The 24,659-nt window shown below is 65.1% G+C and carries 19 protein-coding genes; 4 read left to right on the top strand and 15 right to left on the bottom strand.

All coding sequences use genetic code 11. The features are described 5' to 3' along the window. The 11 genes from ACTHNZ_RS14300 to xdhA form a co-directional block, all read right to left on the bottom strand. Positions 1-713: type VI secretion system Vgr family protein (locus ACTHNZ_RS14300; RefSeq protein WP_440543153.1), on the bottom strand; the 713-nt coding region annotated here is incomplete at its 3' end. Between the two features lie 181 nt (positions 714-894). Beyond that, positions 895-2,757 (bottom strand): type VI secretion system baseplate subunit TssF, encoded by a 1,863-nt coding sequence (tssF, locus tag ACTHNZ_RS14295; RefSeq protein WP_440543152.1) that lies wholly within the window; start codon positions 2,755-2,757, stop codon positions 895-897. Positions 2,758-2,779: 22 nt separating this feature from the next. Next, entirely contained in the window at positions 2,780-4,630 is a 1,851-nt protein-coding gene (gene tssF / locus ACTHNZ_RS14290; RefSeq protein ID WP_440543151.1) for a type VI secretion system baseplate subunit TssF, read from the bottom strand. 58 nt (positions 4,631-4,688) lie between these two features. Further along, the gene (tssE, locus tag ACTHNZ_RS14285; protein WP_440543150.1) at positions 4,689-5,171 is read right to left on the bottom strand and encodes a type VI secretion system baseplate subunit TssE; all 483 of its coding nucleotides are present in this window, start codon (positions 5,169-5,171) and stop codon (positions 4,689-4,691) included. Between the two features lie 319 nt (positions 5,172-5,490). Next, the gene (locus tag ACTHNZ_RS14280) at positions 5,491-6,438 is read right to left on the bottom strand and encodes a LysR family transcriptional regulator (RefSeq protein ID WP_440543156.1); all 948 of its coding nucleotides are present in this window, start codon (positions 6,436-6,438) and stop codon (positions 5,491-5,493) included. A gap of 35 nt (positions 6,439-6,473) precedes the next feature. Continuing rightward, positions 6,474-7,115: a 2-hydroxychromene-2-carboxylate isomerase gene (locus ACTHNZ_RS14275; protein ID WP_440543149.1), complete on the bottom strand. Its 642-nt coding sequence runs from the start codon at positions 7,113-7,115 to the stop codon at positions 6,474-6,476. A gap of 66 nt (positions 7,116-7,181) precedes the next feature. After that, the gene (locus ACTHNZ_RS14270; protein WP_440543155.1) at positions 7,182-8,741 is read right to left on the bottom strand and encodes a TAXI family TRAP transporter solute-binding subunit; all 1,560 of its coding nucleotides are present in this window, start codon (positions 8,739-8,741) and stop codon (positions 7,182-7,184) included. A 122-nt stretch (positions 8,742-8,863) separates the two neighbouring features. Then, positions 8,864-9,979: an NADH:flavin oxidoreductase/NADH oxidase gene (locus ACTHNZ_RS14265; protein ID WP_440543148.1), complete on the bottom strand. Its 1,116-nt coding sequence runs from the start codon at positions 9,977-9,979 to the stop codon at positions 8,864-8,866. A gap of 283 nt (positions 9,980-10,262) precedes the next feature. After that, positions 10,263-10,817 (bottom strand): xanthine dehydrogenase accessory protein XdhC, encoded by a 555-nt coding sequence (gene xdhC, locus ACTHNZ_RS14260; protein ID WP_440543147.1) that lies wholly within the window; start codon positions 10,815-10,817, stop codon positions 10,263-10,265. Next, entirely contained in the window at positions 10,814-13,228 is a 2,415-nt protein-coding gene (gene xdhB / locus ACTHNZ_RS14255) for a xanthine dehydrogenase molybdopterin binding subunit (RefSeq protein WP_440543146.1), read from the bottom strand. The genes xdhC and xdhB overlap by 4 nt, the downstream gene beginning before the upstream one ends. Before the next feature lie 99 nt (positions 13,229-13,327). Continuing rightward, positions 13,328-14,857 (bottom strand): xanthine dehydrogenase small subunit, encoded by a 1,530-nt coding sequence (gene xdhA / locus ACTHNZ_RS14250; protein WP_440543145.1) that lies wholly within the window; start codon positions 14,855-14,857, stop codon positions 13,328-13,330. Between the two features lie 294 nt (positions 14,858-15,151). Between xdhA and ACTHNZ_RS14245 the strand changes: the two genes are divergently transcribed. The 3 genes from ACTHNZ_RS14245 to ACTHNZ_RS14235 all read left to right on the top strand — a co-directional run bounded on the left by ACTHNZ_RS14245 (position 15,152) and on the right by ACTHNZ_RS14235 (position 18,734). Continuing rightward, positions 15,152-16,360 (top strand): MFS transporter, encoded by a 1,209-nt coding sequence (locus ACTHNZ_RS14245; RefSeq protein ID WP_440543144.1) that lies wholly within the window; start codon positions 15,152-15,154, stop codon positions 16,358-16,360. Positions 16,361-16,591: 231 nt separating this feature from the next. Next, on the top strand, positions 16,592-17,986 hold the full coding sequence (locus tag ACTHNZ_RS14240) for a selenium-binding family protein (protein WP_440543143.1): 1,395 nt from the start codon (positions 16,592-16,594) through the stop codon (positions 17,984-17,986). 106 nt (positions 17,987-18,092) lie between these two features. After that, the gene (locus ACTHNZ_RS14235; protein ID WP_440543142.1) at positions 18,093-18,734 is read left to right on the top strand and encodes a hypothetical protein; all 642 of its coding nucleotides are present in this window, start codon (positions 18,093-18,095) and stop codon (positions 18,732-18,734) included. 71 nt (positions 18,735-18,805) lie between these two features. Here the strand turns inward: ACTHNZ_RS14235 and ACTHNZ_RS14230 are convergent, their stop codons facing one another. Together ACTHNZ_RS14230 and ACTHNZ_RS14225 are read right to left on the bottom strand one after the other, a co-directional pair. Next, entirely contained in the window at positions 18,806-20,023 is a 1,218-nt protein-coding gene (locus ACTHNZ_RS14230) for a pyridoxal-phosphate-dependent aminotransferase family protein (protein WP_440543141.1), read from the bottom strand. Between the two features lie 249 nt (positions 20,024-20,272). After that, on the bottom strand, positions 20,273-20,824 hold the full coding sequence (locus ACTHNZ_RS14225) for a plasmid fertility inhibition factor family protein (protein WP_440543140.1): 552 nt from the start codon (positions 20,822-20,824) through the stop codon (positions 20,273-20,275). A 172-nt stretch (positions 20,825-20,996) separates the two neighbouring features. Here ACTHNZ_RS14225 and ACTHNZ_RS14220 point away from each other — a divergent pair, with 172 nt between their 5' ends. Then, on the top strand, positions 20,997-21,815 hold the full coding sequence (locus ACTHNZ_RS14220) for a crotonase/enoyl-CoA hydratase family protein (protein ID WP_440543139.1): 819 nt from the start codon (positions 20,997-20,999) through the stop codon (positions 21,813-21,815). A gap of 83 nt (positions 21,816-21,898) precedes the next feature. Here ACTHNZ_RS14220 and fahA read toward each other — a convergent pair whose 3' ends face one another. Together fahA and hmgA are read right to left on the bottom strand one after the other, a co-directional pair. Continuing rightward, a complete protein-coding gene (fahA, locus tag ACTHNZ_RS14215; protein ID WP_440543154.1) occupies positions 21,899-23,221 on the bottom strand; it encodes a fumarylacetoacetase in 1,323 nt (440 codons plus the stop codon). Between the two features lie 17 nt (positions 23,222-23,238). Then, positions 23,239-24,597, bottom strand: coding sequence for a homogentisate 1,2-dioxygenase (gene hmgA / locus ACTHNZ_RS14210; RefSeq protein WP_440543138.1), 1,359 nt, complete (start codon positions 24,595-24,597; stop codon positions 23,239-23,241). Between the last annotated feature and the right edge of the window lie 62 nt (positions 24,598-24,659).

Raw genomic sequence — 24,659 nt, 5'->3', positions numbered from 1 at the left:
GTGGACGTCACTCGTTGAATGAACGACCACGAGCGGACCCCGTCCGCCTCCTGCGAACCGGCTTTGTCCTGGTAGGGAATCTTGGGGCTTTCGCCATCGATGACCGGCTCCAGGCGCGCCGGATCGGAGATGATCAGCGTGTGCTGCGTCGCCGTGTGCTCGTACCAGTAGCACAGCCCCATGTGCTCCCAGCGGCGATGGACGTAGTTATGGTCGTGCTCGTCGAATTGGCACGCCATCGTCATCGAAGGGTCCTTCTGTCGGACCTTCCACTGCCAGACCGCCAGCGTGCCGTAATCGGCGAAGATCGTGGCGGTTTGGCCACCGATGCTCTCATCCAAGAACAGCCGGTTGTTCTTGCGCAGCGTCAGATACCGGGTCCACGGGCCCATCTCCGCTTCGTAAAAGACGATGCCTCCGTCGGTTCGCACGAGCCTGAACGAGAAGATGTGTCCGTTGAAATAGCGACAGCTGCCGTCGTTGCGCAGCAATTTCACCGTCATGAGCTTGCCGACGAACTCATTCGGATCGAGCTTGACGTTATCCGACAGAATCTCGATCACGAATCGGAAATCGCGCGAAAGCGATTCCTCGCCTTCGAGGCGATTCACCAATAGGATCTCGTACGGGGCATTGTCATCCGGGAACGACAGCGTCAATAGCCGGTTGTGCTGCATCCCCGTGGCGATCTTTCGCAGATCTTGAACAGACAAGTTCGTATTCATTGGCAAGCCTGACGAAGAAATCGGCATTCAGAGGCGGGCGATTTTACATAGATTTTCTTCAAGCCAAACACCTCAAAGCATTGTTAGGACTGGCGAATCGTTCGCAAGGCAAATATTTCCGGATCACTGATGAATTACGGCAAAAATTTCCCATTTACAGCGCCGATCTTTACCATCGTGCGGTTCCGCCTTTCACCGGTTCGCCCCGCCATAACACCGTGCCGATATCGCTACTCGAGCCGATGACCAATTGAACGAAACTGTTGGATGGCGCGTACGGCGCAAAGAAGCGCTCCATGACGCGGGCGAACACGGCCACGCTGTGCGCGGCGAAGCGTTGCTCGTCGATTTCCAGCGTGACCTCGATTCCACGCACCATCGCCGGCTGCGGTGCTCGCGCCATGAGCGTCATGACCGACCGGTGCTTTAGGCCCCTGATGCCGTCGATGTGCTGCGCCTGAACAGGCGAAGCTTGCGCGAATTGCTGAAACAGTTGCTTCAGGGGCGGCAACCCGGCTTGGATCAATCGCACTGCGTGAGGGGTCTGCTGCCCGATCAGCCGCCACAGTGCGCCGTTGGTCCGCGGTAGCTGAACGACCGCCGTCGGCGCGTGCAACAACGCGATCTGCTCCGTCGAAGACTTCTTGGCTGCCAGCAGCATGTCGCCACCCGATGCGCCGAACGGCAACGAGTGCGGTAGGTCTCCATTGGAGCATGTCACATCGGCTACCAGCGCGTCGAACGACGGCCCTCTCCTCGCTGGACCGTCGGCGCCGTCAAGACGCAACGCCGCAGCGGGTCCGGCATCAAGCGAGGCGGGGCCGCTACGCTGTATGAATGTCCATAGCGGGTGTGCATCGTCCACGTGACGGGTCATCAGGGCAGCCGATGAGCGAAGCCGATTGCCTTGCTCGGTGCAAACCTGATCGACCGACCAAACCTCGGTGTGTGCGTCGTTCTTGACCTGCGCCTGAATCGGCCACACACCGCTTTGCCGATCGTACTTGAGCGAGACGTTTTTCCTTTCAAATAGATTGACGACCGGCGTACAGGACAACCTCAGGTAATCCGCCGATAAATGCGCGAGCTGCTGAGCGGCGCGCGAATTCGGCGGCACGCCCGTCACCACCCAATGCAGCGTCAGTCGTTCGCCGCGCAGTTCGCCCGCCGGTTCGCCCAGCGCGGCTGCACACGCCGACGCAAAGTCGACGTCGACAAAATGGAAGCGCTCGGCATACGCGAAATATTCTGCAAGCAGCCCGAACGGCTGGCCCGGCTCCTTTGCATCGGTGACCAGCCAATCGTTCGAACCGAACCCCACCGGGGCAACGGCAATCGTCGGCAGCCGAGTCCAGCGCCCCTCGCTGTCTTCGACATACGCCCTCGCCGTGTGCAGCAGCAGCGTATCCATCAACGTTGCGACCACGGACGGTTGACCGGCGAGATGGACACGTAGCGAAGCCGGGGCAACCGCATCGAGACGCTCGCCGAACTTGGCCGAGCGAAAGGCCACGGAGAGTATGCCGCTAGCATCGGGCGGCAGCTCGACGCTGAGCGGAGCCGTTGGCGTGGACGCGTACTGGGCACGCACGATTTCCACCGGCGCCAGCATGACGTCATACGTCGTTCGGAACAGGCACCCTCCCTCCGTCGTCTTCACCTGCGTCCCGCGCGCAATACGGACGGGCTCCGTCAGACTACCGAACATCGCCGCCACGTCGAATTGCGCGACGGAGTATGACGGGAACGGCCGGAGGTACTGCGGAAACGTGCGTTCGATCAGCGCCTCGGACAACTCGGGATAATCGTCGTCGATCTTCGCGCTGTGGCGAGCGTTCAGAATGGCGGTCGATTGCACCATGCGCTCCACGCCTGCATCGTCCGAACGCCCATCGCTATTGATCGACAGTCGCGTAGCCGCCTCGGGATTGCGCTGAGCGAACGCGCGCAAGTCCCGACGCAAGATTTCCAGTTCTCGCTCGTAATAGTGGCGAAGTCGATCGTCGTCGAATGCGTCGTGGTGGGTCGTCATCGGCTCGAGTCTCCTTCCTCGATCACCCGAGAATCAGGTGGCAGTTGCGCGGCTTGCATCGCACGATCGGTTCGCCCGTATGTTTCGAGACGACGACCAGCTGAACGAAGCGGTTCAATTCCACGCAGTCGCCGAGAAACGCATCGACCGCGCCGACGAACGTGGCGATGCTGGCGCCGGCGAAATGCTTCTCGTCGAGGGTCATTCGCAATTCGTCGCCGTGCACGGCCGTCATGAATGGGCGACCCGGCAATTCGATAACCGCGTCGCGCACTTCGAGGCCTACGATCCCTTCGATATGACGCAATGTCACGGGGGAACGGCGCACGTCGTATAACACCAACGCCGCCTTGAGCGCTTCGATATCCATATCCGCGAGCGAAAGCTGATCGAGCGTCAGATGCGAAGCAAGCCGCATACGCAACGCGTCGGTGCGCTCGAAGCGCAGCGTCTGGATGGGACGGCGCAGCATGGCGGCGCTGATCGACAGATCATGGTTGTCGTTGTCGTAGCGGTCCCCTAAGAACAGGTCGCCGCCCTCGAGCCCGACGGCGAGCCTCGACGGCAAATCCCGGTTCGTGCAGGTCAATTCGAGACTCAACGTATCCGTTTGCGATGCCATCGGATCGAAATCCGTCTCGATCACCGAAATCGCCGTCTCATAGCCGGGGCTCGCCGAAGCCACCAACGGGTCGCGACGCGCGAACCAATAATGTACGGAACGTGGGTCGTCGCCATGGCGCTGCGAGAAAATCGGCCGAAATTCGATGACGCGGCTATGCGTTTGCGTTCGGCGCACGAGGTGGACCGAATCGATCGAATGGATGTCGTAAGCAGCCGCGTGGCCGGCATCGGCCACGACCGGATACGCGACCTCGCGATGCGTCACGTGAATCGGTTCGCCGGGCCGGCGAAATAAGTTGACGACAGGTGCAGCGAACAGGCGAAAGTGTGTGGCCGACAAGGCATCCAACAGCCGTGCAGCGTGCGGGTTACCGTGGCCCTCCTTCAGGACCACGTGAAGCGTCATGCGCCGGCACGCCCCCGCCGTATCGAGCATCGCCCCGAGATCGAAGTCGGCGAAATCGTGTTTCTCCGGGAAGCCGAAATATTCGGCCAGGGGACGGTATGCCGGGTTCGATTTCCATGGATAGTCGAGCAATGCATCGTCGCGGTCGAAACCGGCCTGCGCAACGGGTACGGTCGGCAACGGCTTCCAAAGGCCATCGCCCTCAGCTTCCACATAGCCTGCCATCGCGTGGATGAACAGGCCATCGGCGAGCGCCGCAATGAACGAGGCTTCACCGTTCAAATACGTGCGGACAGTACGCAGCCCGAGCGATCGCAAATCCAGCTGCGGCGCCGTCGATTCGAAGGTAATCGAAACGATCCCAGCCGCCTTCAAGGGCAAAACGACGGGGGCGACAGCCGACGGCATGTAGTGCGCCTCGCTGATCGCAAGCGGTGCGAGCGTCACGTCGTAGGCCGTCCTGAATCGGCATTGGACGCCGTTGATCGACCGGCTGACCAATTCGGTGCCTCGTGCAAGCCTAAGGGAGTTCGGCCCACCTTCCGTTGCGCTCGTCATGGAAAACTGCGCGATCGTGCATGCCGGGAACGGTCGCAGATAGTGCGGATGCATCACGTCCAAGAGCGCCTCGACACACTGCACGTAATCGTCCTCGAGCTTCTTGGCGATTCTCGCATCGAGCAGCGCGATGGCCTGGACGAATTGCTCGATGGCCGGATCGTCAACGTGCTCATCCGCCGGCAAAAGATGCCCCGCAATCTTGGGAAAGCGCTGCGCGAAGTCCTCGGAATATTCGCGCAAATGCGATAGTTCGCGCTCGTAGTACGGCAGCAATTCGTCCATCTATCTCTCGGAATCTTGTTATATCGTTGGAGGCACAAACCGGTGCGCAGGGCTTCCTTCAAGACCGCTTGGGGCGCGCCCGCGTGACCGAATATTGCAGCGTGGACGGTTGCAGCATCGCGTCGAAGCTGACTGGCTCCGCAGTCGGATGCACGACGAGCATCGCCTTGATGGCGAAGCACAGCACGTTCGTGGACTGTGCGTTCACTTCCAGTTTGACATCGACCTGCTGGAGTCTGCGCTCGTGGCGTTCGATCGCGCTTCGAATCGACTTGCAGATGGTTTCCCGGTCATCGTGACTGGCAAGGCTGAGCCCCGTGAAATCGTTCAGCCCGTAAGTCAGCACCGACCGCTGGCATTCGTCGAACCCTGCAAGGCGTTCGTCGGTGAATGTAATTCGAGCATTCAGAAGAGACTCGATATGGCGCGCGACCGTGCCTTTGAGTTCGTCCAGCGACAATTGCCGCACGACGGCTGACGCTGGCTGATGCGCGCCATCCCCGAATAATTTATCGAGCAAACCAGGTTCGAAACGGGTCATTTAATTATTTGAAAGAATCGGTAGTGACACACGCTCTCACGTGCGGGCCGTATGATACAGGACCGACTCCCATCTCTGTCGGAATACCGATGCTGCTGACGATAAATAAGAAAAACCCGAAATGGTCGTCGCTCGCATTGAATCGAAGCACGGAAAATGCATGACGACTTCACACGACGGGCGGCATGGCGGATAGCAATAGCAGCCAAGCAATCGTAGCCGCGAATTCGACCGCAACGACCCTATCAAGGAAGAGAGTCGAGCGTTGAAAGCCTACCCGTTACGGCATTCCCGGCTGGGATGGAAGGCAACCCGTGCTTTAGTCACGGCGCGCGCGAACGGTCAACCGCCCCGACACGTCTTCGACGAGCGCGCGTAGCCAGGCAATATCATCCGGCCGGTCCGGCTGCGGATGCCACATCTGATAACACTTGATGCGGGGGAACGGAATGGGCGCATCGCGAACGGCCAGCGGCAACATGCGCGCATAGTGCGTCGCGAAGCGGCGCGTCGTCGTGAAGATCAGATCGGAATGCAGCAGCACCTGCGGCACGAGGCCGAAGTACGGCAGCGTCGTGACGATGCGCCGAGCGATACCGGCCCGTGCAAGACCGATCTCGATCGCGTTGCGCCGCGCCCCGCTGTACGGCGTAGGCGCAAGATGCGCCGCAGCCACGTAGGCCTCGACCGTAAGCGGTTCGCCCGCAAGCGGATGGTCGGCGCGCATCATGCACACGACCGTATCGCTGAACAGATCGCTGCGCTCGAAGCGGGGCTCGGGCTTGGGCCAATTGCCGACGACGAGATCGAGCTCGCCCGCATCGAGCGCCGCCCCATGATCGAGCGCGGGATTGAGCGAATCGATTTCGAGCCGCGCTTGCGGCGCCGCCTCGCGAAAACGCGCGACCAGCGTCGGCATGAAGAAGTCGTTCAGATAATCGGGAGCAGCCACGCGAAAGGTGCGCCGCGTGCCCGACGGATCGAAGTGGCCGTGCGGCGTCGCAACGAAGTCGACCTCGCGCAGCGCGCGCTGCGTCGGCCCGAGCAGCGAGGCGCCGAATTCGGTCGGCACCATGCCCGACTTGCCGCGCACGAGGATGGGATCGTTCAGCATCTCGCGCAGCTTGCGCAGCGCCGTGCTGATCGCCGGCTGCGTTTGGTTCAAACGCAACGCCGCTTGCGTCACGCTGCGCTCGGTCAAGAGCGTGCGCAGCACGCGCAGCAGCCAGATATCGAGCCCGTCGGCGCCGCGGCCCGCGTCGGGCAGCGACCCTTCACCCGCTTCGCGGCGAGTCGGCAGCGTCACGAGGTCAACCCGCTCGGCAACGCGCCGATGCGCTTGATCTCGGGCGATTCGAGCCAGCCCGGCGAGCGCGCGCAATAGAGCACCATCGGCAACGCGTCCTCGCCCCAGAAGAGTTGCCGATGCAGCCGGAAAGTCGGCACACCGAACACCCCCAGCGCAACCGCATCGTCGAAATTGCGCTGCAGCCGGGCTTTCGTATCGGGATGCTCGATGAGCCGCTCGCCATGCGGCAAATTCAAGAGCTGGCACAGATCGGCAAAGCCGTCGGGGGTCGACGGATCGCGCCCGTCGCGCCAGATGAAACGGAACATCGCGCAGACGGTATGAACGTCGGCGTCGATCGCGGTGGCCAGCAGCAGCGCCTTCGTCGAATCGAACGGATGCGCCGGCGGCATCTTGAACGGAATGCCGAGCTGCTCGGCGCGAAAGAGCGCGTGACGGTGGACGAACATCCGCTTTTGCGGCACTTCGTTCGTCGGACGCTGGCCCCAATGCCGATAGAGCGCGTAGACCGAGATCGGGATGAGCGAGAACGGCATGCTCGGCCACTTGTCGTGCTGCTCGAGCAGCAGATACGAAAACGGCGACACGAAATCGTAAAGCCAGAGCGGCGACGCCGCGTCGATCGATGCGTTCATGACATTCTCCGGTGGATCCGGTTGCTGCTCGTCGCTGCCGAGGCTCTCCGCCCGCATACAAGCATCTTACGCGCCGCCCGCCTCCGCGTGGGTGCGCTCGTCATAGGCTTGGGCCAGCCTCGCCCGCACGAATCCGATATGTTGCCGCAGCACGTAGAACTGGTCGGCGTAGGCAAGCGGCATCTTGAGCCGGTTCACGGCCGCTTCGATCTCGACGAGCTTGACCATCGAAGCCGCGCGTTCATCCTCGCTCGCCGTTTCGTCCAGTGCCGAACGCTCGATAGCAATCAGTGCGCCGTACCAGCGATAGATGCGCGACTTTACGCGCCAGGCGTAAAGGGACGGGATCAGCCTCGCCCCGGGGATCAGCACGACGACGATCGGCACGATCAGCACGATCAAGCGGTCGACGAGACTCGCCAGCCAGAACGGCAGCAGCCGGTACAGGAAGCTTTTGCCCGATTTGTAGTAGCGCGCGGCATCGTCGCTGATCGGAAAATCATGCATGACCGGCGACGGGAATTCGCCCGCGTTCTGCAGCAGGTTCGCGCGGCCGTGCACCTCCTTGGCCGCTTCGATCAGCAGATCGGACAGCGCCGGATGCAGCGAATCGCGCGCGACGAGCTCGGCCGTCGGCGCGATCGTGTGCACGGGCGCGGGCGGCAGATTCTTGCCGAGATCGAAAGCCCCCATCGGCAACGCAATGTCGGTCAAATACGGGAAGCGGCGCGCGTAGGCCTGCGCCTGCGAAAACGAGAACAACCGCACGCCCGGCGTGCGCAGCAGCGCCGCCATGACGGGCGGCTGCGCCGAATCGCCGGCCAGGAACGCCGCATCGATCCGATGCGTCGTCAGGGCATGGGCGGCCGCTTCTCCCGTCAGCGGCAGCAGCGTCGTGCCGTCCCCGGGCACGATGCCGTTGGCCTTCAAGAGCGCGAGCGCCAATGCGCGCGTCCCGCTGCCCTCGGGGCCGATTGCGATCCGCTCTCCCGCGAACGCCGACAAGCGCGAGCGCTCGCGCCCTTCGTAAAAGATGACGAGCGGCACGTAGGAGACGCTGCCGAGGGAGACCAGGTGCTCGGTCGACGGCTGTGACGAACTCGTACTCGATGCGCCCAATGCAGCGGATGCGTCCGTTTCGCTGGGCGCGTTCGCCACGCCGGCGCCGCTTGCGCCGCTTGCCCCGTCCGCCTCTCCCGCCCGTTGCGTCGAAGCCGCTGGCCCCGACGCCGTCGCACCGTCTGCCGCCGTGCCTACCGGCCCGCTGGCCACGGGCGCCTCCGCCGCGCTCGCCCCCGCCGCGGCTCGGGCCACGAGCGTCACGCCGCTCTGGACGAAGCCGACGTCGACGTCCGCCTCGGGATCGGACAATCGTTCGAGGTTTTGCAGCGACCCCGCCGACGGCAACACCTTCACCGTGATGCCGTTGCGCGCGAGAATCGTCTTGTAGCGCTGGGCCGCGTTCCAGAACGAGCTGCCCGGCGGGCCCGCCGAAATCGTCAACGTACTGGGCGGCGCCGGTTGGATCAGACGAATGGCGAGCCAGATCGCCGCGGCGGAGATCAGAACGATCGGCCCCATGGAGACGGCGAGATCGCGCCAGGAAACGGCGATCACGCGCGCCATGAAACGCGGAGGCCGCGGCGGACGCAGCATGCGCGGTACTCTGGGCATGCGCGGCAGCCTCGACTTCCTCTGCCCGTCGTGATCGGGGTTGTGATTGGGGTGCTCGTGGTTATCCGACATCGTCATCGCTGACCGAACCCGGCTCCGAGAAACAGATCCTTGTGCTCGCGCGGCTGCGAGCGCCAGTATTGCTTGGGCGCGTGCACCTGCGCGCCGAGCTTTGCCGCGGCGTGCCACGGCCAGCGCGGATCGTAGAGCATGGCGCGAGCGAGCGAAACAGCGTCGGCCTCGCCGTTCGCGATGATCGCTTCAGCCTGTTCCGGTTCGGTGATGAGACCGACGGCGATCGTCGGCAGGCCTACCTCGGCTTTCACGCGCTGGGCGTACGGCACTTGATAGCCGGGGCCGAGCTTGATCGCCTGCTCGGGCGAGACACCGCCCGTCGTCACATGAATGGCGGCGCAGCCGCGCACCTTCAATGCTTGCGAGAGCGCGACGGTGCCTTCGACGTCCCATCCCCCCGGTACCCAATCCGTGGCCGAAATCCGCGCCCATACCGGGCGATCGGCCGGAAACGCCGCACGTACCGCCTCGAACACCTCGATCGGAAAGCGCATGCGGTTTTCCAAGCTGCCGCCGTATTCGTCGTCGCGATGATTGGCGATCGGCGAGAGAAACTGGTGCAGCAAATAGCCGTGGGCCGCGTGGATTTCGATGCCGTCGATACCGAGCCGAGCCGCCCGCTTGGCCGCGGCCACGAAATCGTCGCGCACTGTGTCGAGGCCGGCGCGATCGAGCATGGCAGGCGCTTCTTCCTCCTTGGCGTGCGGCACGGCCGAGGGTGCGACCGTCTTCCAGCCGAGCGGCTCGTCGGAGCGGATCTGAGCGCCGCCGTCCCACGGCGAACGGCTCGACCCCTTGCGCCCCGCATGGGCGAGCTGCACGGCTACGGCGATCGGGGAATACGTGCGCACGGCCTTCAGCACGCGCGCCAGCGCCGTTTCGTTTTCGTCCGAGTAGAGGCCGAGGTCGCCCGGGGAAATGCGGCCCTCGGGCGAGACGGCGGTGGCCTCGAGAATCAGCATGCCGGCACCGGAGAGCGCGAGATGTCCGAGGTGAATCATGTGCCAATCGGTGGCGGAGCCGCCTTCGGCCGAGTATTGGCACATCGGGGCAATGACGATGCGGTTGGACAACGTAAGCTTGCCGAGGGTCATCGGCTCGAATAAACGGCTCATGGCGGTTCCTCATCGGTTGGCGCCCATGGCAGGCGGCTGGCGGGACTCGAGCGGGCGTGACGGCCCGGCTTCGAGCCGGGCGCGGGGCAACGCCGAGCCGCGCAGCGTATCGCCGTGCAGCATAAGGGATACCGGGGGAAAATGCTGCACCGGCGCTCGGACGGCACCGATGAGTCGTGCCGGGAATGCCGCGCGGGCGCCGATGTAGGAGCGCGCCGCACAGGCCACGCCCGCCCAAGGTTTGCGCGGGCCGCCGGCGACTAGGCCGAGCGCCGCAGGCCGGCTAGACGTGCGCCGGCACGAAAGGTGACGGCATGCCGGACGTCGAAGCGGACACATGCGCGCGCACCCGAACCTGCATCAACTGCGCGCAAACGGCCACGGCAATCGAAGACGGCGCCTTGTCGACGATGCCCGGCACGCCGATCGGGCAGACCATCTCCTGCAGCCGCTCCGGCTCGACCCCGCGCTCGATCAGACGGCGCTCGAATTTCACGCGCTTGGTCTTGGAGCCGATCATGCCGAAGTAGGCGAAATCGTTGCGCCGCATGATGTGCAAAGCCAGCGCGAAGTCGAGCGCATGGTTGTGCGTCATGACGAGAAAACAGGCCCCCGCGGGCGCGGCATCGATCACGGCCTCGGGGGTATCGGTGGCTTCGATTTGCACGTTCGCCGGCACTTCGTCGGGAAAACACTCGTCGCGCGCATCGACCCACTCGACGACGCACGGCAGCGCCGCGAGCAACGTCACGAGCGCATGGCCGACGTGCCCGGCGCCGAACAGCACGACGTGCAGCGGCGGCACACTCGCACTCGGCGCGAACGAGCACGGTTTCATGCGGTGACCTCCACGGCGGGCCGCGTGCCGGCGCCGGCTTGCGCATCCGTTCGGGCCGCCGCCCGCACGGCCATGACGGCCTTCAGAATCGCTTCGGCCGTCGCCGGCGCGCTCAGCGGCGGGTTGATCTCGTCGTTGCCGACGGCCGCTATCGCATCGCGAATCGCGAAGAAGACCGAGAACGGCAGCAGCAGCGGCGGCTCGCCAACGGCTTTCGATCGATGAATGCTGTCCTCGGCGTTGCGGTTCTCGAACAGCCGCACGCGCAGATCGGGCGGGCAATCGTTGACGGTCGGAATCTTGTACGTCGAAGGCGCATGCGTCATGAGCTTGCCGTCGGCGTTCCACCAGAGCTCTTCGGTCGTGAGCCAGCCCATCCCTTGTATGAAGCCGCCTTCAACCTGCCCGACGTCCAGCGCCGGATTGATCGACGCCCCGACATCGTGCAGCGCGTCGGCACGCACCACGCGCATTTCGCCCGTCAGCGTATCGATCACCACTTCCGACACCGCCGCACCGTATGCGTAGTAGTAGAACGGCCGGCCCTGCAGCTTGGCCTGATCCCAGTACAGCTTCGGCGTCGCATAGAAACCGTCCGACCACAACTGCACGCGTGCGAGATATGCCTTGGCGATCACGTCTTCGAAAGCCATCGAAACATCGCCGACATGGACCGTATCGTTTTCGAATACGACGTCGCTCGGCTTCACCGTGCCCGCGCCGAACCGGTCCGCCGCGAACGTGGACAGCCGCTCGCGCAACTGGCGAGCCGCGTCTTGCGCGGCCTTTCCGTTCAGGTCGGAGCCCGTCGACGCCGCCGTCGCGGACGTGTTCGCCACTTTGCTCGTATCGGTCGCCGTTACCCGCACACGCCCGAAGGCGATGCCGAGCTCGTGGGCCACGACTTGCGCCACCTTCGTGTTGAGCCCCTGACCCATTTCGGTCCCGCCGTGATTCACGAGCACCGAGCCGTCCGTATAGATGTGCACGAGCGCACCGGCCTGGTTGAAGTGCGTGACGTTGAACGCGATCCCGAACTTCACGGGCGTGAGCGCAATGCCCTTCTTCAAGACGGGGCTCGCGGCGTTGAACGCGCGCACTTGCTCACGGCGACGGTGGTAGTCGCTCGTCGCGACCAGTTCGTCGACGAGCTCGTGGATCACATTGTCCTCGATCGTCTGTCCGTAGGGCGTCACATTGCGCTCGGCCTTGCCGTAGAAGTTGCGCCGGCGCACTTCGAGCGGATCGAGCTTCAACGAGCGTGCCACGTTGTCGATGATGTATTCGATCGCGAACGCGCCTTGCGGCCCGCCGAAGCCGCGGAACGCCGTGTTCGACTGCGTGTTCGTCTTGCCGCAAAAGCCCGCGATGCCGACGTTCGGCAGCCAGTAGGCGTTGTCGAAATGACAGAGTGCGCGCGTCATCACGGGGCCGGACAAGTCGGCCGAGAAACCGCAGCGCGACGTCATGTCGACGCTGACGCCGTCGATCAAGCCTTCGTCGCTGTAGCCGACCTCGTACTTGAAATGAAAGTCGTGACGCTTGCCCGTGATCATCATGTCGTCGTCGCGATCGGGGCGCAGCTTGATCGGGCGCAGCAGCTTCCAAGCCGCGATCGCCACGCAACAGGCGAACAGTCCCGACTGCGATTCCTTGCCCCCGAAGCCGCCGCCCATGCGCCGGCATTCGATCAGCACGTTGTGCGAAGGGACGCCCAGCGCGTGCGCGACGAGGTGCTGCATCTCGGAAGGGTGCTGCGTCGAGCACCAGACGTGCATGCCGTCGTCGTCTTTCGGAACCGCGTAGGCGATTTGCCCTTCGAGGTAGAACTGTTCTTGGCCGCCGAGCGAGATTTCGCCGGCATCGCGATGCGGCGCACGCGCCATCTCGGCGACCGGCTCGCCGCGCGTGAGCTTCATCGGCGGCAAGACCGACTGATTGGCCGCGCGTGCCGCTTGGGCCGTCAACACGGCCGGCAGCTCGTCCCATTCGATCTGGGCGCGGCGTGCGGCGAGGCGCGCCGTATCGTGCGACGTCGCGACGACGATGAACATCGGCTGTCCGACGTACTGAACGATGCCCTCGGCCAGGATCGGATCGTCGTGGACGATCGGCCCGCAGTCGTTGCCGCCGGGGATATCGTCGGCCGTGAAGACGGCGACGACGCCCGGCGTCGCGCGCACGGCATCGAGGTTCATCGACACGATTTTCGCGTGGGCCTTCGGCGACATGCCGAGCGCCGCGTGCAGCGTGCCCTCGACGACCGGGATGTCGTCCGTGTAAGTGGCGCGGCCGCTGACGTGCAGGTGCGCGGATTCATGCGGGCGCGACACGTGCACTTGGCGAAAGGCGGAGCGCTCGCGCTCTTCACGGGCGAGGTCGGTCAAGAACGGTTCGGCTTGCTGGTTCATCGTCTGTCTCTCTTGCGGGCTTTTTTGGGCTCTCGTATGCGGTTCGGCCGGTGCACGGCACCCGGCGGCGCGGCGCCGAGCGGCTAGGGCCGGCTGACGTCAGGCGGGCGTATCGAGTTCGGCCAGCCGGACGTTCAGCGCCTCGGCCGGCAGCGGATCGTGCGGACGCGTTTCGAGCCAGAAGCGGTACAGCAGATTCTGCGCGGTCTGCAGTCGATAATCGCTCGTCGCACGCATGTCCGAGAGCGGTGCATAGTCCTTGGTCAAGGCCTGCATCGCCGCCTGCGCCGTCGCTTCGTGCCAGGTCGCGCCGGCCAGCACGGCTTCCGCGTGCGAAGCGCGCTTCGGCGTGGCCGCCATGCCGCCGAACGCAATGCGCGGCGAGCGGATTGCATCGCCGTCCGCGATGTACGAGAAGGCGGCGCACACGGCCGAGATGTCGGAATCGAAGCGCTTGGACAACTTGTAAGTCCTAAAGCGCAGCGCCTCGCGCTCCCCCGTGCGCGCCGGCACCTTCAGCGCGGCCACGAATTCGTGCTCGGCCATGTCCTTCTTCTGATAGGCGAGGTAGAGATCCTCGAGCGCCAGCTCGCGCTCGAGTTCGCCGCCGCGCAATACCACGCGCGCGCCGAGTGCGATCAGCCCCGGCATCGAATCGCCGATCGGCGAGCCGTTCGCGACGTTGCCGCCGAGCGTGCCCGCGTTGCGGATCGGCAGCGAGGCGAAGCGCTTCCACATTTCCGTCAGTTCGGGATAGTGGCGCACGAGCTCGGCATACGCACGCTCGACCGAAACGCCGGCGCCGATCTCGATCCAGTCCGCCGATGTGCTGACCTGCTGCAGTTCGGCCACGCGGCCGACATAGATGAGATCGCCGAGGGCGCGCAACTGCTTGGTCACCCACAGGCCCATGTCGGTGCTGCCCGCGAGCAGGCGCGCATGAGGCCGCTCGGCCTTGAGCACGGCCAGCGCATCGAGCGTGCGGGGCGCGTAAAACGCGTCACCGCCGTCTTCGTAGTGGAATGTATCGCCCCGCTGAATCGCGGCGAGCGTGCGCGCGAGCGCGGCCACGTCGATGGGCGCCTTCGGGGTCGGCAACGCGAACATCCGTTCGCCGGCGTCGATGATCGGGCGATAGCCGGTGCAGCGGCACAGGTTGCCCGTCAACGCATCGGCGATTTCGGCTCGCGAAGGCGTGCAGGCGCAGCCGCTTGCTTCACCCGGCACCGCGCCTTCGCCGCCGTGCTTGCGATAGAGCGCCCACATCGACATGACGAACCCCGGCGTGCAAAAGCCGCACTGCGAGCCGTGACAGTCGACCATCGCTTGCTGCACGGGATGCAGCGAGCCGTCCGGCTGGCGCAGATCCTCGACCGTGAACAACGCCTTGCCGTCAAGCGTCGGCAAGAACTGAATGCAGGCGTTGACTGCGGAGAACCGCAGGCTTCCCGCGCCGTCCGGCTCGGCCACGACGACCGTGCAAGCGCCGCAATCGCCCTCGGCGCAGCCCTCTTTCGTGCCGGTGCAGCGCACGTCTTCGCGCAGGTATTGCAAGACCGTGCGCGTGACGGGCACGCCGCTGACTTCACGGATGGCATTGCGATGATAAAAGCGGATCGATTGGCTCATGGTCGTGGGAGAAGGCTGGAAAACCGGAAAACACGTTCGTTCATCGTTTGATCGAAAACTAACACTGCCAATATCCGCAACCCATAGGCGGCGTCGCATGCCGCTCATATTCTTGCGCCGATATGGAGAGCCTGTAGCGCCACGACTACTGGCCCCATTTGATCGCGGCCGATTCGTGCTGCACTGCAAAGAAACCGGTTCCATGTCACAATAACGACTCTCGCCATAGAGTCGGCCTGGCTTCAAGTCTGGTTTTCCCTTACCATCGCCGCCGCACCGTTATTCCGTCTGCCCATGTCCGCCCCCTCGCCTGCTTTGTCCGATCGCGCCGCCACGGCGCAAATCGTCCCGATCGTCTTCTTCACGTTCATCTGCTACCTCGTCATCGGCCTGCCGCTGCCCGTGCTGCCCGGCTTCGTGCAGAGCCAGCTCGGCCTCGGTTCGGTGCTGGCCGGCGCGGCGGTCAGCGTCCAGTACGCGGCGACGCTGTTTTCGCGCACCTATGCGGGACGCTTTTCCGACACGCTGGGACCCAAGCGCACGGTCGCGATCGGCCTCGTCGCCTGCGGCGCGAGCGGAGCATTGCTCGCACTGGCCATGGCCTGCCATGCGTGGCCCGTCGTGAGCCTGGCGATCATGGTCGCTAGCCGGTTCGCGCTCGGCTTCGGCGAGAGCTGCGTCGGCACCGGCGCGATTCTCTGGGGCATCGGCCGGGTCGGGAACGTGCACAATGCGCGCGTCATCTCGTGGAACGGGGTCGCCACGTATGGCGGCTTGGCACTCGGCGCCCCCATCGGCGCCACGCTCGACCATTCGATCGGACCCTGGGCGCTCGGCGCCGTGACGATCGCCCTCGCCGCCATCGGTTATGGGCTCGCGCGGCGCTTGCAAGCCGTGCCGCTCGTCCACGGCGAACGCATGGGCTACGCGAGCGTGTTCATGCGCGTGCTGCCGCACGGCGTCGGCCTGGCATTGGGCGCGGCAGGCTTCGGCTCGATTGCAACGTTCATCGCCCTCTACTACGAGGCGCGCGGCTGGTCGCACGCGGCGCTCGCGCTGACCTTGTTCGGCGTGTTCTTCATCTGCGCCCGCCTGCTGTTCTCCAACGCCATTCGCACCTACGGCGGCTTTCGCGTGGCGCTCGTCTCGCTCGCGCTCGAATGCGCCGGCCTCGTGACGCTATGGCTCGCCGGCGCTCCCCATACCGCGCTGATCGGGGCGGCCGTGACTGGTTTCGGCTTCGCGCTCGTGTTTCCGTCGCTGGGCGTCGAAGCGGTCGAGCTCGTCCCGCCGGCCAGCCGCGGCGCGGCGCTCGCGGCCTACTCGGTGTTTTTCGATCTCTCGCTCGGCATCATGGGCCCGCTGGCCGGCTATGTGGCCGGCGCGTTCGGCTACCCGTCGGTGTTCTTCGTCTCGGCCGTCGCGGCAGCCGCGGCCGCACTGCTCTCGCTCGCGCTCCATTTGCGGCACGCTCGCGGGGCAGGCATGGCCGCAGCGGTCTAGTGCGGCGGCCTGCCTTCGGCCCGGCATTCTTGCTTCATTCGAAATACGAATTAGCGCTCGGAACCGATCCATACCGAGCGCTAATTAACAACCCGCAGAACCGATAGGCAAAAACGAATAAAAAAATATCCGCCTCTGGTTCTTTTATTCTTATTCCATTTCGTTTCTTGCTTTCCAGCACGAGCAAATCCTACGATATCTGCCTCGCTCCATAAAAAGAGGAAGAGGCTCATGTCGTCCTGGAAACCCGATCCGACGTTCTACCCTTCCGCGCGCCTAGCCGCAGAGGCCCCCAAGGAGACGCTCGCCTATGTCGCCAGCTTCGATCCGACGCGCCGCGTTCCGGACGAGCTCGCCGTCGTCGATCTCGATGCCGGCTCGCCCGATTACGGGAAAATCGTGGAACGCGTCGCCATGCCCAATACCGGCGATGAATTGCATCATTTCGGCTGGAATGCATGCAGTTCGCATCTTTGTCCCAATGCACCGCATCCGCATTCCGAACGCCGCTATCTGATCGTGCCCGGCTTGCGCAGTTCGCGCATCCACGTCCTCGACACCAAGCCCCATCCGCGCCGTCCACGCATCGTGCGTGTGCTCGAGCCCGAGGAAGTAGCACGCAAGTCCGGCTACACGCGTCCGCATACCGTCCATTGCGGCCCGCAAGGCATCTTCGTCGTCTCGCTCGCGAACGCCGAGGGCGACGCGCCCGGCGGCATTTTTCTCATGGACCACGACACGTTCGACATTCGCGGCCAGTGGGAGATCGATCGCGGCCCCCAGCGGCTCGCCTACGACGCCTGGTGGCATTTGGGCTTCGATACGCTCGTTTCGAGCGAATGGGGGCTACCCGCGACGTTCGAAAGCGGCCTCGTGCCGGAAATCCTGCTCGGCGGCAAGTACGGGCATCAACTGCACTTCTGGGATCTCAACACGCGCAAGCACAAACAGACGATCGACTTCGGTGAAGAAAACCAGCTCGTCTTCGAGTTGCGCCCCGCGCACGATCCCACTCGAGCGCACGGCTTCGTCAACTCCGTCATCAGCTTGAAGGACTTGTCGGCGTCGATCTGGACCTGGTATCGCGACGGCGATCGATGGGCGGCGCGCAAGGTCATCGAAATCCCCGCCGAGCCCGCCGATCCGGCGCTGCTGCCGCCGATGCTCAAGCGCTTCGGCGCGGTGCCGCCGCTCGTGACCGACATCGCGCTCTCGCTCGACGATCGCTTCCTGTACGTCGCCTGCTGGGGCACCGGTGAAATGCGCCGCTACGACGTTTCCGATCCGCACCATCCCGAGCTCGTCGGCGCGGTGCGGATCGGCGGCATCGCCGGACGCACGCCCCATCCGAACGGCGGCAATCGACCGTTGAACGGCGGGCCGCAGATGGTCGAGGTGAGCCGCGACGGCCGCCGCGTCTATTTCACGAACTCGCTGTACGGCGCCATCGACGAGCAGTTCTACCCCGACGGCATCGACGGCTGGATGGTCAAGCTCGACGTGCCCGACGGTAGCGGCCTCGCGTTCGACCGCGAGTTCTTTCTGGAATGGCCGGACACCCATCGCCCGCATCAGATCAGGCTCGAAGGCGGCGATGCGTCGTCCGATTCGTACTGCTATCCGTGAACGCGCTCATGCGAGCGGTCTTCGATAATGCGAGGCAGGCAGCGGCGGGGGCGAACGCTAGGGCTACCGCAGCCGCCGTCGCCTTGGCCACGGCAGGACGGCACCGATGAGCCTCTTCTCGCACGCCGACGCCGCGATGGGCTGGCTAGCCGTCGTCGGCAGCGGCGTCTTTCATGGCGTCAATCCGGCGATGGGCTGGCTGTTCGCTACCGCGCTCGGCCTGCAGCGCAACAGCCGCCGGGCATTGGCAGCGGCCTTGCCGCCGCTCGCGCTCGGCCACGCCGCGTCGATCTTTGCCGTCACGTCGTCGGCGCTCGTGCTCGGGCTCGCGCTGCACGCCGCCACGCTCGAGCGCGGTGCCGGGATCATCTTGCTCGGATGGGCCGCCTATCACCTGCTCTATGGCCACCGGCATAGCGTGCGCGTGGGCATGACGGACGGCGCCGCCGGGCTCGCGATTTGGTCGGCGGCCACGGCCACCGTGCACGGCGCGGGGCTCATGCTCGTGCCGGCCCTCATGCCGATCTGCGGCGCCGCGGCCACGGCCGGTCTCGCCGGTGCGCTCGGCCCCGCCGCGCTCGTCACGCTCGTGCACACGCTCGTGGCAACGGCCACGAGTGCGGCGATCGCGTTCGCGGCTTACGAGTACCTCGGCCTCAGCATGCTGCGGCGAGGCTGGATCAACTTCGATTGGATCTGGTCGGGCGCGCTCGCGCTGACGGGCGCCGCGTTGCTGGCGCTCGCATGAGCTATGCCGGGAGCGCGGGCTGGCGCCGGCATGGGCTCCTCACGTGAGCCTGCGGACGGCGACCGCGTGATTCAACGTCCTCGCGCGTTTTCCGACAGCGACTGCTCGAGCGCCGCAACGCCGGCCGGCAAATCCACGCGCGCGCCGAGTTCGAGCATCGTCCGGCCGAGCGCGTGCAGCGTGCGAAACAAGTTGTGCTCGCGGCATTGCTCGCCCATCTGGCCGATGCGCACGATCGGCAATCCGAACGACCCCGCGATTTCGACCTGGTGATGGCTCGAGATATGGCCGCAGACATCGGCCGGGCTCAAGCCCGCCGGCGTCGATATGCCGACCACCGAGTTCAGACGGCAGGGCTCGGGCGCGAACAGCGCAAGCCCCATCGCCGAAACGCCCGCCTGCAGTGCCAGCGAGCACTTCAGATGGCGCGCGAAGCGCTTTTCGAGGGTTTCCGCGCACACGAGCCGCAGCGCTTCGTGCAAAGCGAGCACGCCCGAGACGGGTGCCGTGTAGTGATAGCCGGCGTTGTGCCAGAAGTTCTCGGCCAGCGACGCATCGAGGCACCAGTGCGCGTTCGGCTGTTCGCGCGACTTCATACGCGCCCATGCCGCATCCGAAAACGCGATCAGCGAGACACCGGGGATCGACGACAAGCCCTTTTGACCGCCCGTGATGACGGCGTCGATGCCCCAAGCATCCATCTCGAGCGGCATCGTGCTCAGCGTGCAGACCGCATCGACGATGACGAGCGCGCCCGCCGCCTTCGCCAGCGCCGCGATCTCTTTGAGCTGATGGTTCCAAACCGTGTTCGACGTTTCGCCTTGAACGATCGTCACGATCTCGGGACGCTCCCGCACAAGGGCCTGCCGGACGTCGTCGAGGCTGGCCACGGCGCCGTCGGCCACGTCGAGCGTCGCCACTTGCGCGCCGCAGCGCTTGGCCATCTCGGCCATGCGCGCGCTGAAAAAGCCGTTCTTGATCGAGAGCACGCGGGTGCCGGGCCATGCCAGATTGGAGATCGCCATCTCCATCGCCGCGGAGCCAGGACCAGCCACCCCCAAGACCCATTTCGAGCGCGTCTGGAACACGTAGCGCGCCATCGCCTTCACTTGCCCGATCACCTTCGACATCGTCGCCCCCAGGTGATTGATGACGATCGCATTCGCCTTGGCCACGGCGGCTGGAATCGGCACGGGGCCGGCGCCCATCATCAACAACGGTTCTTCGGGGAGGATCGCGTCGAGCGACACGACGTCGGGGCATGGGATCGAGGACTCGGTGATTGTCATGGCTGCGCGTGAAGGCGGTTCGAGGAAGAAGGGTTTCCGCCCCGCCGCGCTCACCGTCTCAGCGTCTCGACATTTGCTTGGCTGCTCTGGCGCACAGTGAGTTGCGCCCGTACCGGAATAGTGCAATGCGGCGAAGGGGAAGCCGATGATTGCCCCATTTTCGCCCATCCGCAAGTACTTTCGGCCGAGCCGAAGCGTTGGTCGAGGGGTCGCGGCGGTCAACCGCCGCAACGAACCACCGCGCCGTCGTCAAAGATCGCCAAGGTGGAGTCCCTGCACCGTATCCGCGGTGGGTGCCGGCATGGCCGGTGCCACATACCCGCACCAACTCTCGAGCAAAGCCGCCTCGCGCTCGTGCACCTCGACGGGAAACGCCGCGGCGCCCGCATCGGCCAGATAGCGCGCCCGGTGCTGGCCGTTGCGGAACGCGACGACCCCTTCGCGCTGGAGCCCGAGCCACCCGAGCACCCCGCGCACGCGACGTGCCGCGATCGTCACGTACGGCATGGCGGGAATGCTTTCGTTGTCGGGATCGAGATAGCCGCGGATACCCTTGACCTTCCCGCTGTGCCAGTTGCCGACGGGAGGCAGCACGTAGTCCGTATCGTCGCGCGCGGCGCATTCGAGCAGCTTGTGCGCATCGACGACGACGACGCGATGGCGGCTTTGGTCGTCCTCGAAGACGCGCTTTAGGCGAACGTGGTCGTAGTAGGGATGACGGGGAAGCGGGACGAGCCAAACCGAGCCCGGGCCGGCAGAAGGTGCGAGAGCAACCGCATGGAGCGATGCGGACGTGGACATGACGAACGTATGATTGTTGGAATCCCTGGCGCGGCTACGCCAAGCCCATCGGCGTTCACGTCGCCGAGGAAAAACGCGAAGGCTATCGCCAGGTCATGACAGTACCGTGACAAATCGAATCATTCCTTCTGAACTTTGCGCGATCGAGCGTGCGGTCCATGGGAGACGAGAAATGCAAGAAAGCTTTGGCCCCTACGTCCGAATCGAGGCGTCCGCTAACAATGTAGCAACTATCGTGCTCGACCGGCCGGACTGCAAGAACGCCGTCGATGGGCCGACGGCGTCCGCACTCGCCAGCGCATTCGCGCGCTTCGAGGCCGAGCCGCAATGGCGTGCAGCGGTGCTGTTCGGTGCCGGCGGGACGTTCTGTGCGGGGGCCGATTTGACGGCCGTGGGCAACGAGAAGCGCCGCCACGCGCTGCGCCCCGACGGCAGCGGCGCCGGCCCGATGGGGCCTACGCGGATGATGCTCGCCAAGCCCGTCGTCGCGGCCATCGCGGGCCACGCCGTCGCGGGCGGCCTCGAACTCGCGGCGATGTGCGATTTGCGCGTGGTGGAAAAAGACGCCGTGCTCGGCGTCTTTTGCAGGCGGTTCGGTGTGCCGCTCATCGACGGCGGGACGATCCGGCTGCCGCGGCTGATCGGCCTTTCGCGCGCGCTCGACTTGATTCTGACGGGACGTGCCGTCGATGCGGAAGAAGCGCTCGCGATCGGGCTCGCCAATCGAATCGTACCGAACGGCGAGGCAAGAACAGCCGCCGAAGCATTGGCCGCGCAGCTCGCCGCGTTTCCGCAAGCGGCTCTGCTGGCCGATCGCCGATCGGCCGTCGAGAACAGCATGCTGGATGACATCGCCGAGGCGCTGCGCCGAGAAGGCGCCGGCGGCTATCGGGCCGTGCTCGACGAGGGCATCGCGGGTGCGGCACGATTCGCCGCCGGTGCGGGGCGCCACGGGCAGCCGGTGAAGGACACCGGGAGCGGCCGGCCGTAGATGCAGCGGTGGCGGTGGCCGATGCCCGTCTCTAAGCTATGTCGATGGACCGTCCGACGACGGCGGCTGCCTGCTGCACGCGATCAACCCCGGGCCGGCAAGATCTTGCCGACGCACGTTCCGAAGCCGACGCGATAACCGTCGCCCTGACACCAGCCGGCGAGCGTCAATTCGTCGCCATCGACGATGAACGTGCGCGTGCCCCCGCTGTCGAGCTCGATCGGCCGCGCGCCGTTCCACGTGAGCTCCAACAGCGAGCCGAACGAATCGGGCGTCGGCCCGCTGATCGTACCCGAGCCCATCAGGTCGCCCACGCGGGTGTTGCAGCCGGAGACGGTGTGATGCGCGAGCTGCTGCGCCATCGTCCAGTACATGTGCCTGAAGTTCGTGCGCGCGATCGTCGTCGCACAGTCGGTGCCGTCGGGCCGCAACCGCACTTCGAGTGCGACGTCGAACGCATGCTGGCCCGCGTGCCGCAGATACGGCAACGGCTCCGGCGTCTGCTCCGGCTGGGCGACGCGGAACGGCTCGAGCGCGTCGAGCGTCACGATCCAGGGCGAGATCGTCGTCGCAAACGACTTCGCGTTGAACGGACCTAGCGGGACATACTCCCATTGCTGGATATCGCGCGCGCTCCAATCGTTGAGCAGCACCATCCCGAAGATATGGTCCTGCGCGTCGTCGCAGGCGATCGGCTCGCCGAGCGCGTTGCCGCGTCCGACGATGAAGCCCGTCTCGAGCTCGATGTCGAGCTTGCGGCACGCACCATAGATCGGGCGCTCGTGATCGGGCAGCTTCAATTGCCCCATCGGCCGGCGCACGCTCGTGCCGCTGACGACGACCGACGACGCGCGCCCGTTGTAGCCGATCGGCATCTCCGACCAATTCGGCAGCAGCGCATTCTTCGGATCGCGGAACATCGAACCGACGTTCGTCGCATGTTCCTTAGACGAATAGAAATCGGTATAGCCGGGGATGTCGACCGGCAAATGCATCGTCGCGCTTTGCATCGGCACGAGCACGCGCTCGCGCAGCGCCGCATCGTCGCGCAAGGCCGGATTCGCCGCATCGAGCAGCATGCTCAGTTGCATGCGGACGCCGCGCCATGCGTCGCGGCCCAGCGTGATGAACGCGTTGAGCGATGCACGCGCGAAGACGTCTTCGCGTTCATCGGCATCGATGCCGCCATCGAGCTCAAGGTGCCCCGCCGCGCGCAACGCGGCGAGATCGACGATCGCATCGCCGATCGCGACGCCCACCCGGGGCCTCGCATCGCGCGCTTCGCTGAAGATGCCGAACGGCAGGTTTTGAATCGGGAAGTCGCACGTCGGCACGTTCGCCGACGCGAGCCAACTGCGCTTGGCGGGATCGCGCGTCGCCGCCAGCTCCTTCGAAAAATCGCTCATCATGCCCATGCTCATGCTCACGGCCGCTCCGCGTTGAAATGCTTTTTCAATCCTTGCCAGCACTCGAAGTAATGCGCTTGCAGCTGTGCGCTGCCGAGCGCGAACCGCGTCGGCTTGAGCAGCGTGCGCGTCTCGAACATGAATGCGAGCGTATCGCCGACCTTTTGGGGCTGCGACGTATCGGCGCTCGATGCCTTCTCGAACGTGGCGGCATCGGGACCGTGGCCCGACATGCAGTTGTGCAGGCTCGCGCCGCCCGGCTGGAAGCCTTCGGCCTTGGCGTCGTAGACACCGTGCACGAGCCCCATGAACTCACTGGCGACGTTGCGGTGGAACCAGGGCGGACGGAACGTGTCTTCGCCGACGAGCCAGCGCGGTGGAAAAATGACGAAGTCGAGCGTGTCGACGCCCGGCGTATCGCTTTGCGCCTGCAGCACGAGAAAGATCGAGGGATCGGGATGATCGTGGCTGATCGAGCCGATCGTGTTGAACAGCCGCAAATCGTACTTGTAGGGCGCGTAGTTGCCATGCCAGGCGACGACGTCGAGCGGCGAATGGCCGATGTCGGCACGCCATAGGCACCCGTTCAATTTGGCAATGAGCTCGAACGCGCCTTCGCGGTCCTCGTAGGACGCGTGCGGCGTCAGGAAATCGCGCGGATTGGCGAGGCCGTTCGAGCCGATCGGCCCGAGATCCGGCAGACGCAAGAGCGCGCCGAAGTTCTCGCAGACGTAGCCACGCGCTTCTCCGTCGACGAGCGCGACGGCGAAGCGAATGCCGCGCGGCACGACGGCGATCTCGCAAGGCTCCACGTCGAGCACGCCCATCTCGGTTGCGATGCGCAGGCGCCCTTCCTGCGGAACGATCAGCAGTTCGCCGTCCGCGGTGTAGAAGAAGCGATCGTGCATCGACCGATTTGCCGCGTACAGATGGATCGCGCAGCCCGACATCGCCTCGGCCGCACCGTTGCCCGCCATCGTGACGAGTCCTTCGACGAAGTCCGTCGGTTGCGCGGGCATGGGCAGCGGGTCCCAGCGCAGTTGATTGGGCGGCGTCGCGGGCATATCCGCGAAATTGGCGATGAGTCGAGGCTGGCCCGCGCTCGCACCGGGCGCTCCGCTACCCTGCGCCTCGAACGGCACGAATGGCCGATGGACGGCGGCCGGCCGAATCCGATAGAGCCACGAGCGACGGTTGTGCGCGCGCGGCGCCGTGAAAGCCGTGCCCGAGAGCTGCTCCGCATAGAGGCCATAAGGCACACGCTGCGGCGAGTTGCGGCCGGCCGGCAGCGCGCCCGGCAGCGCTTCGGTAGCGAATTCGTTGGCGAAGCCCGACTGATAGCCGGCTCGGGTATCGCGGCGAGAGGCGTCCTGCATGATTGAGTTCTCCGTTGAAACGATGAAGCGCTGCTCAGGCCTTCGCTTTAGCGGGCGCGCGC

This window comes from Trinickia sp., assembly GCF_051953955.1.
Lineage (GTDB): Bacteria > Pseudomonadota > Gammaproteobacteria > Burkholderiales > Burkholderiaceae > Trinickia.
This window is presented reverse-complemented; position numbering and strand designations above follow the sequence as displayed.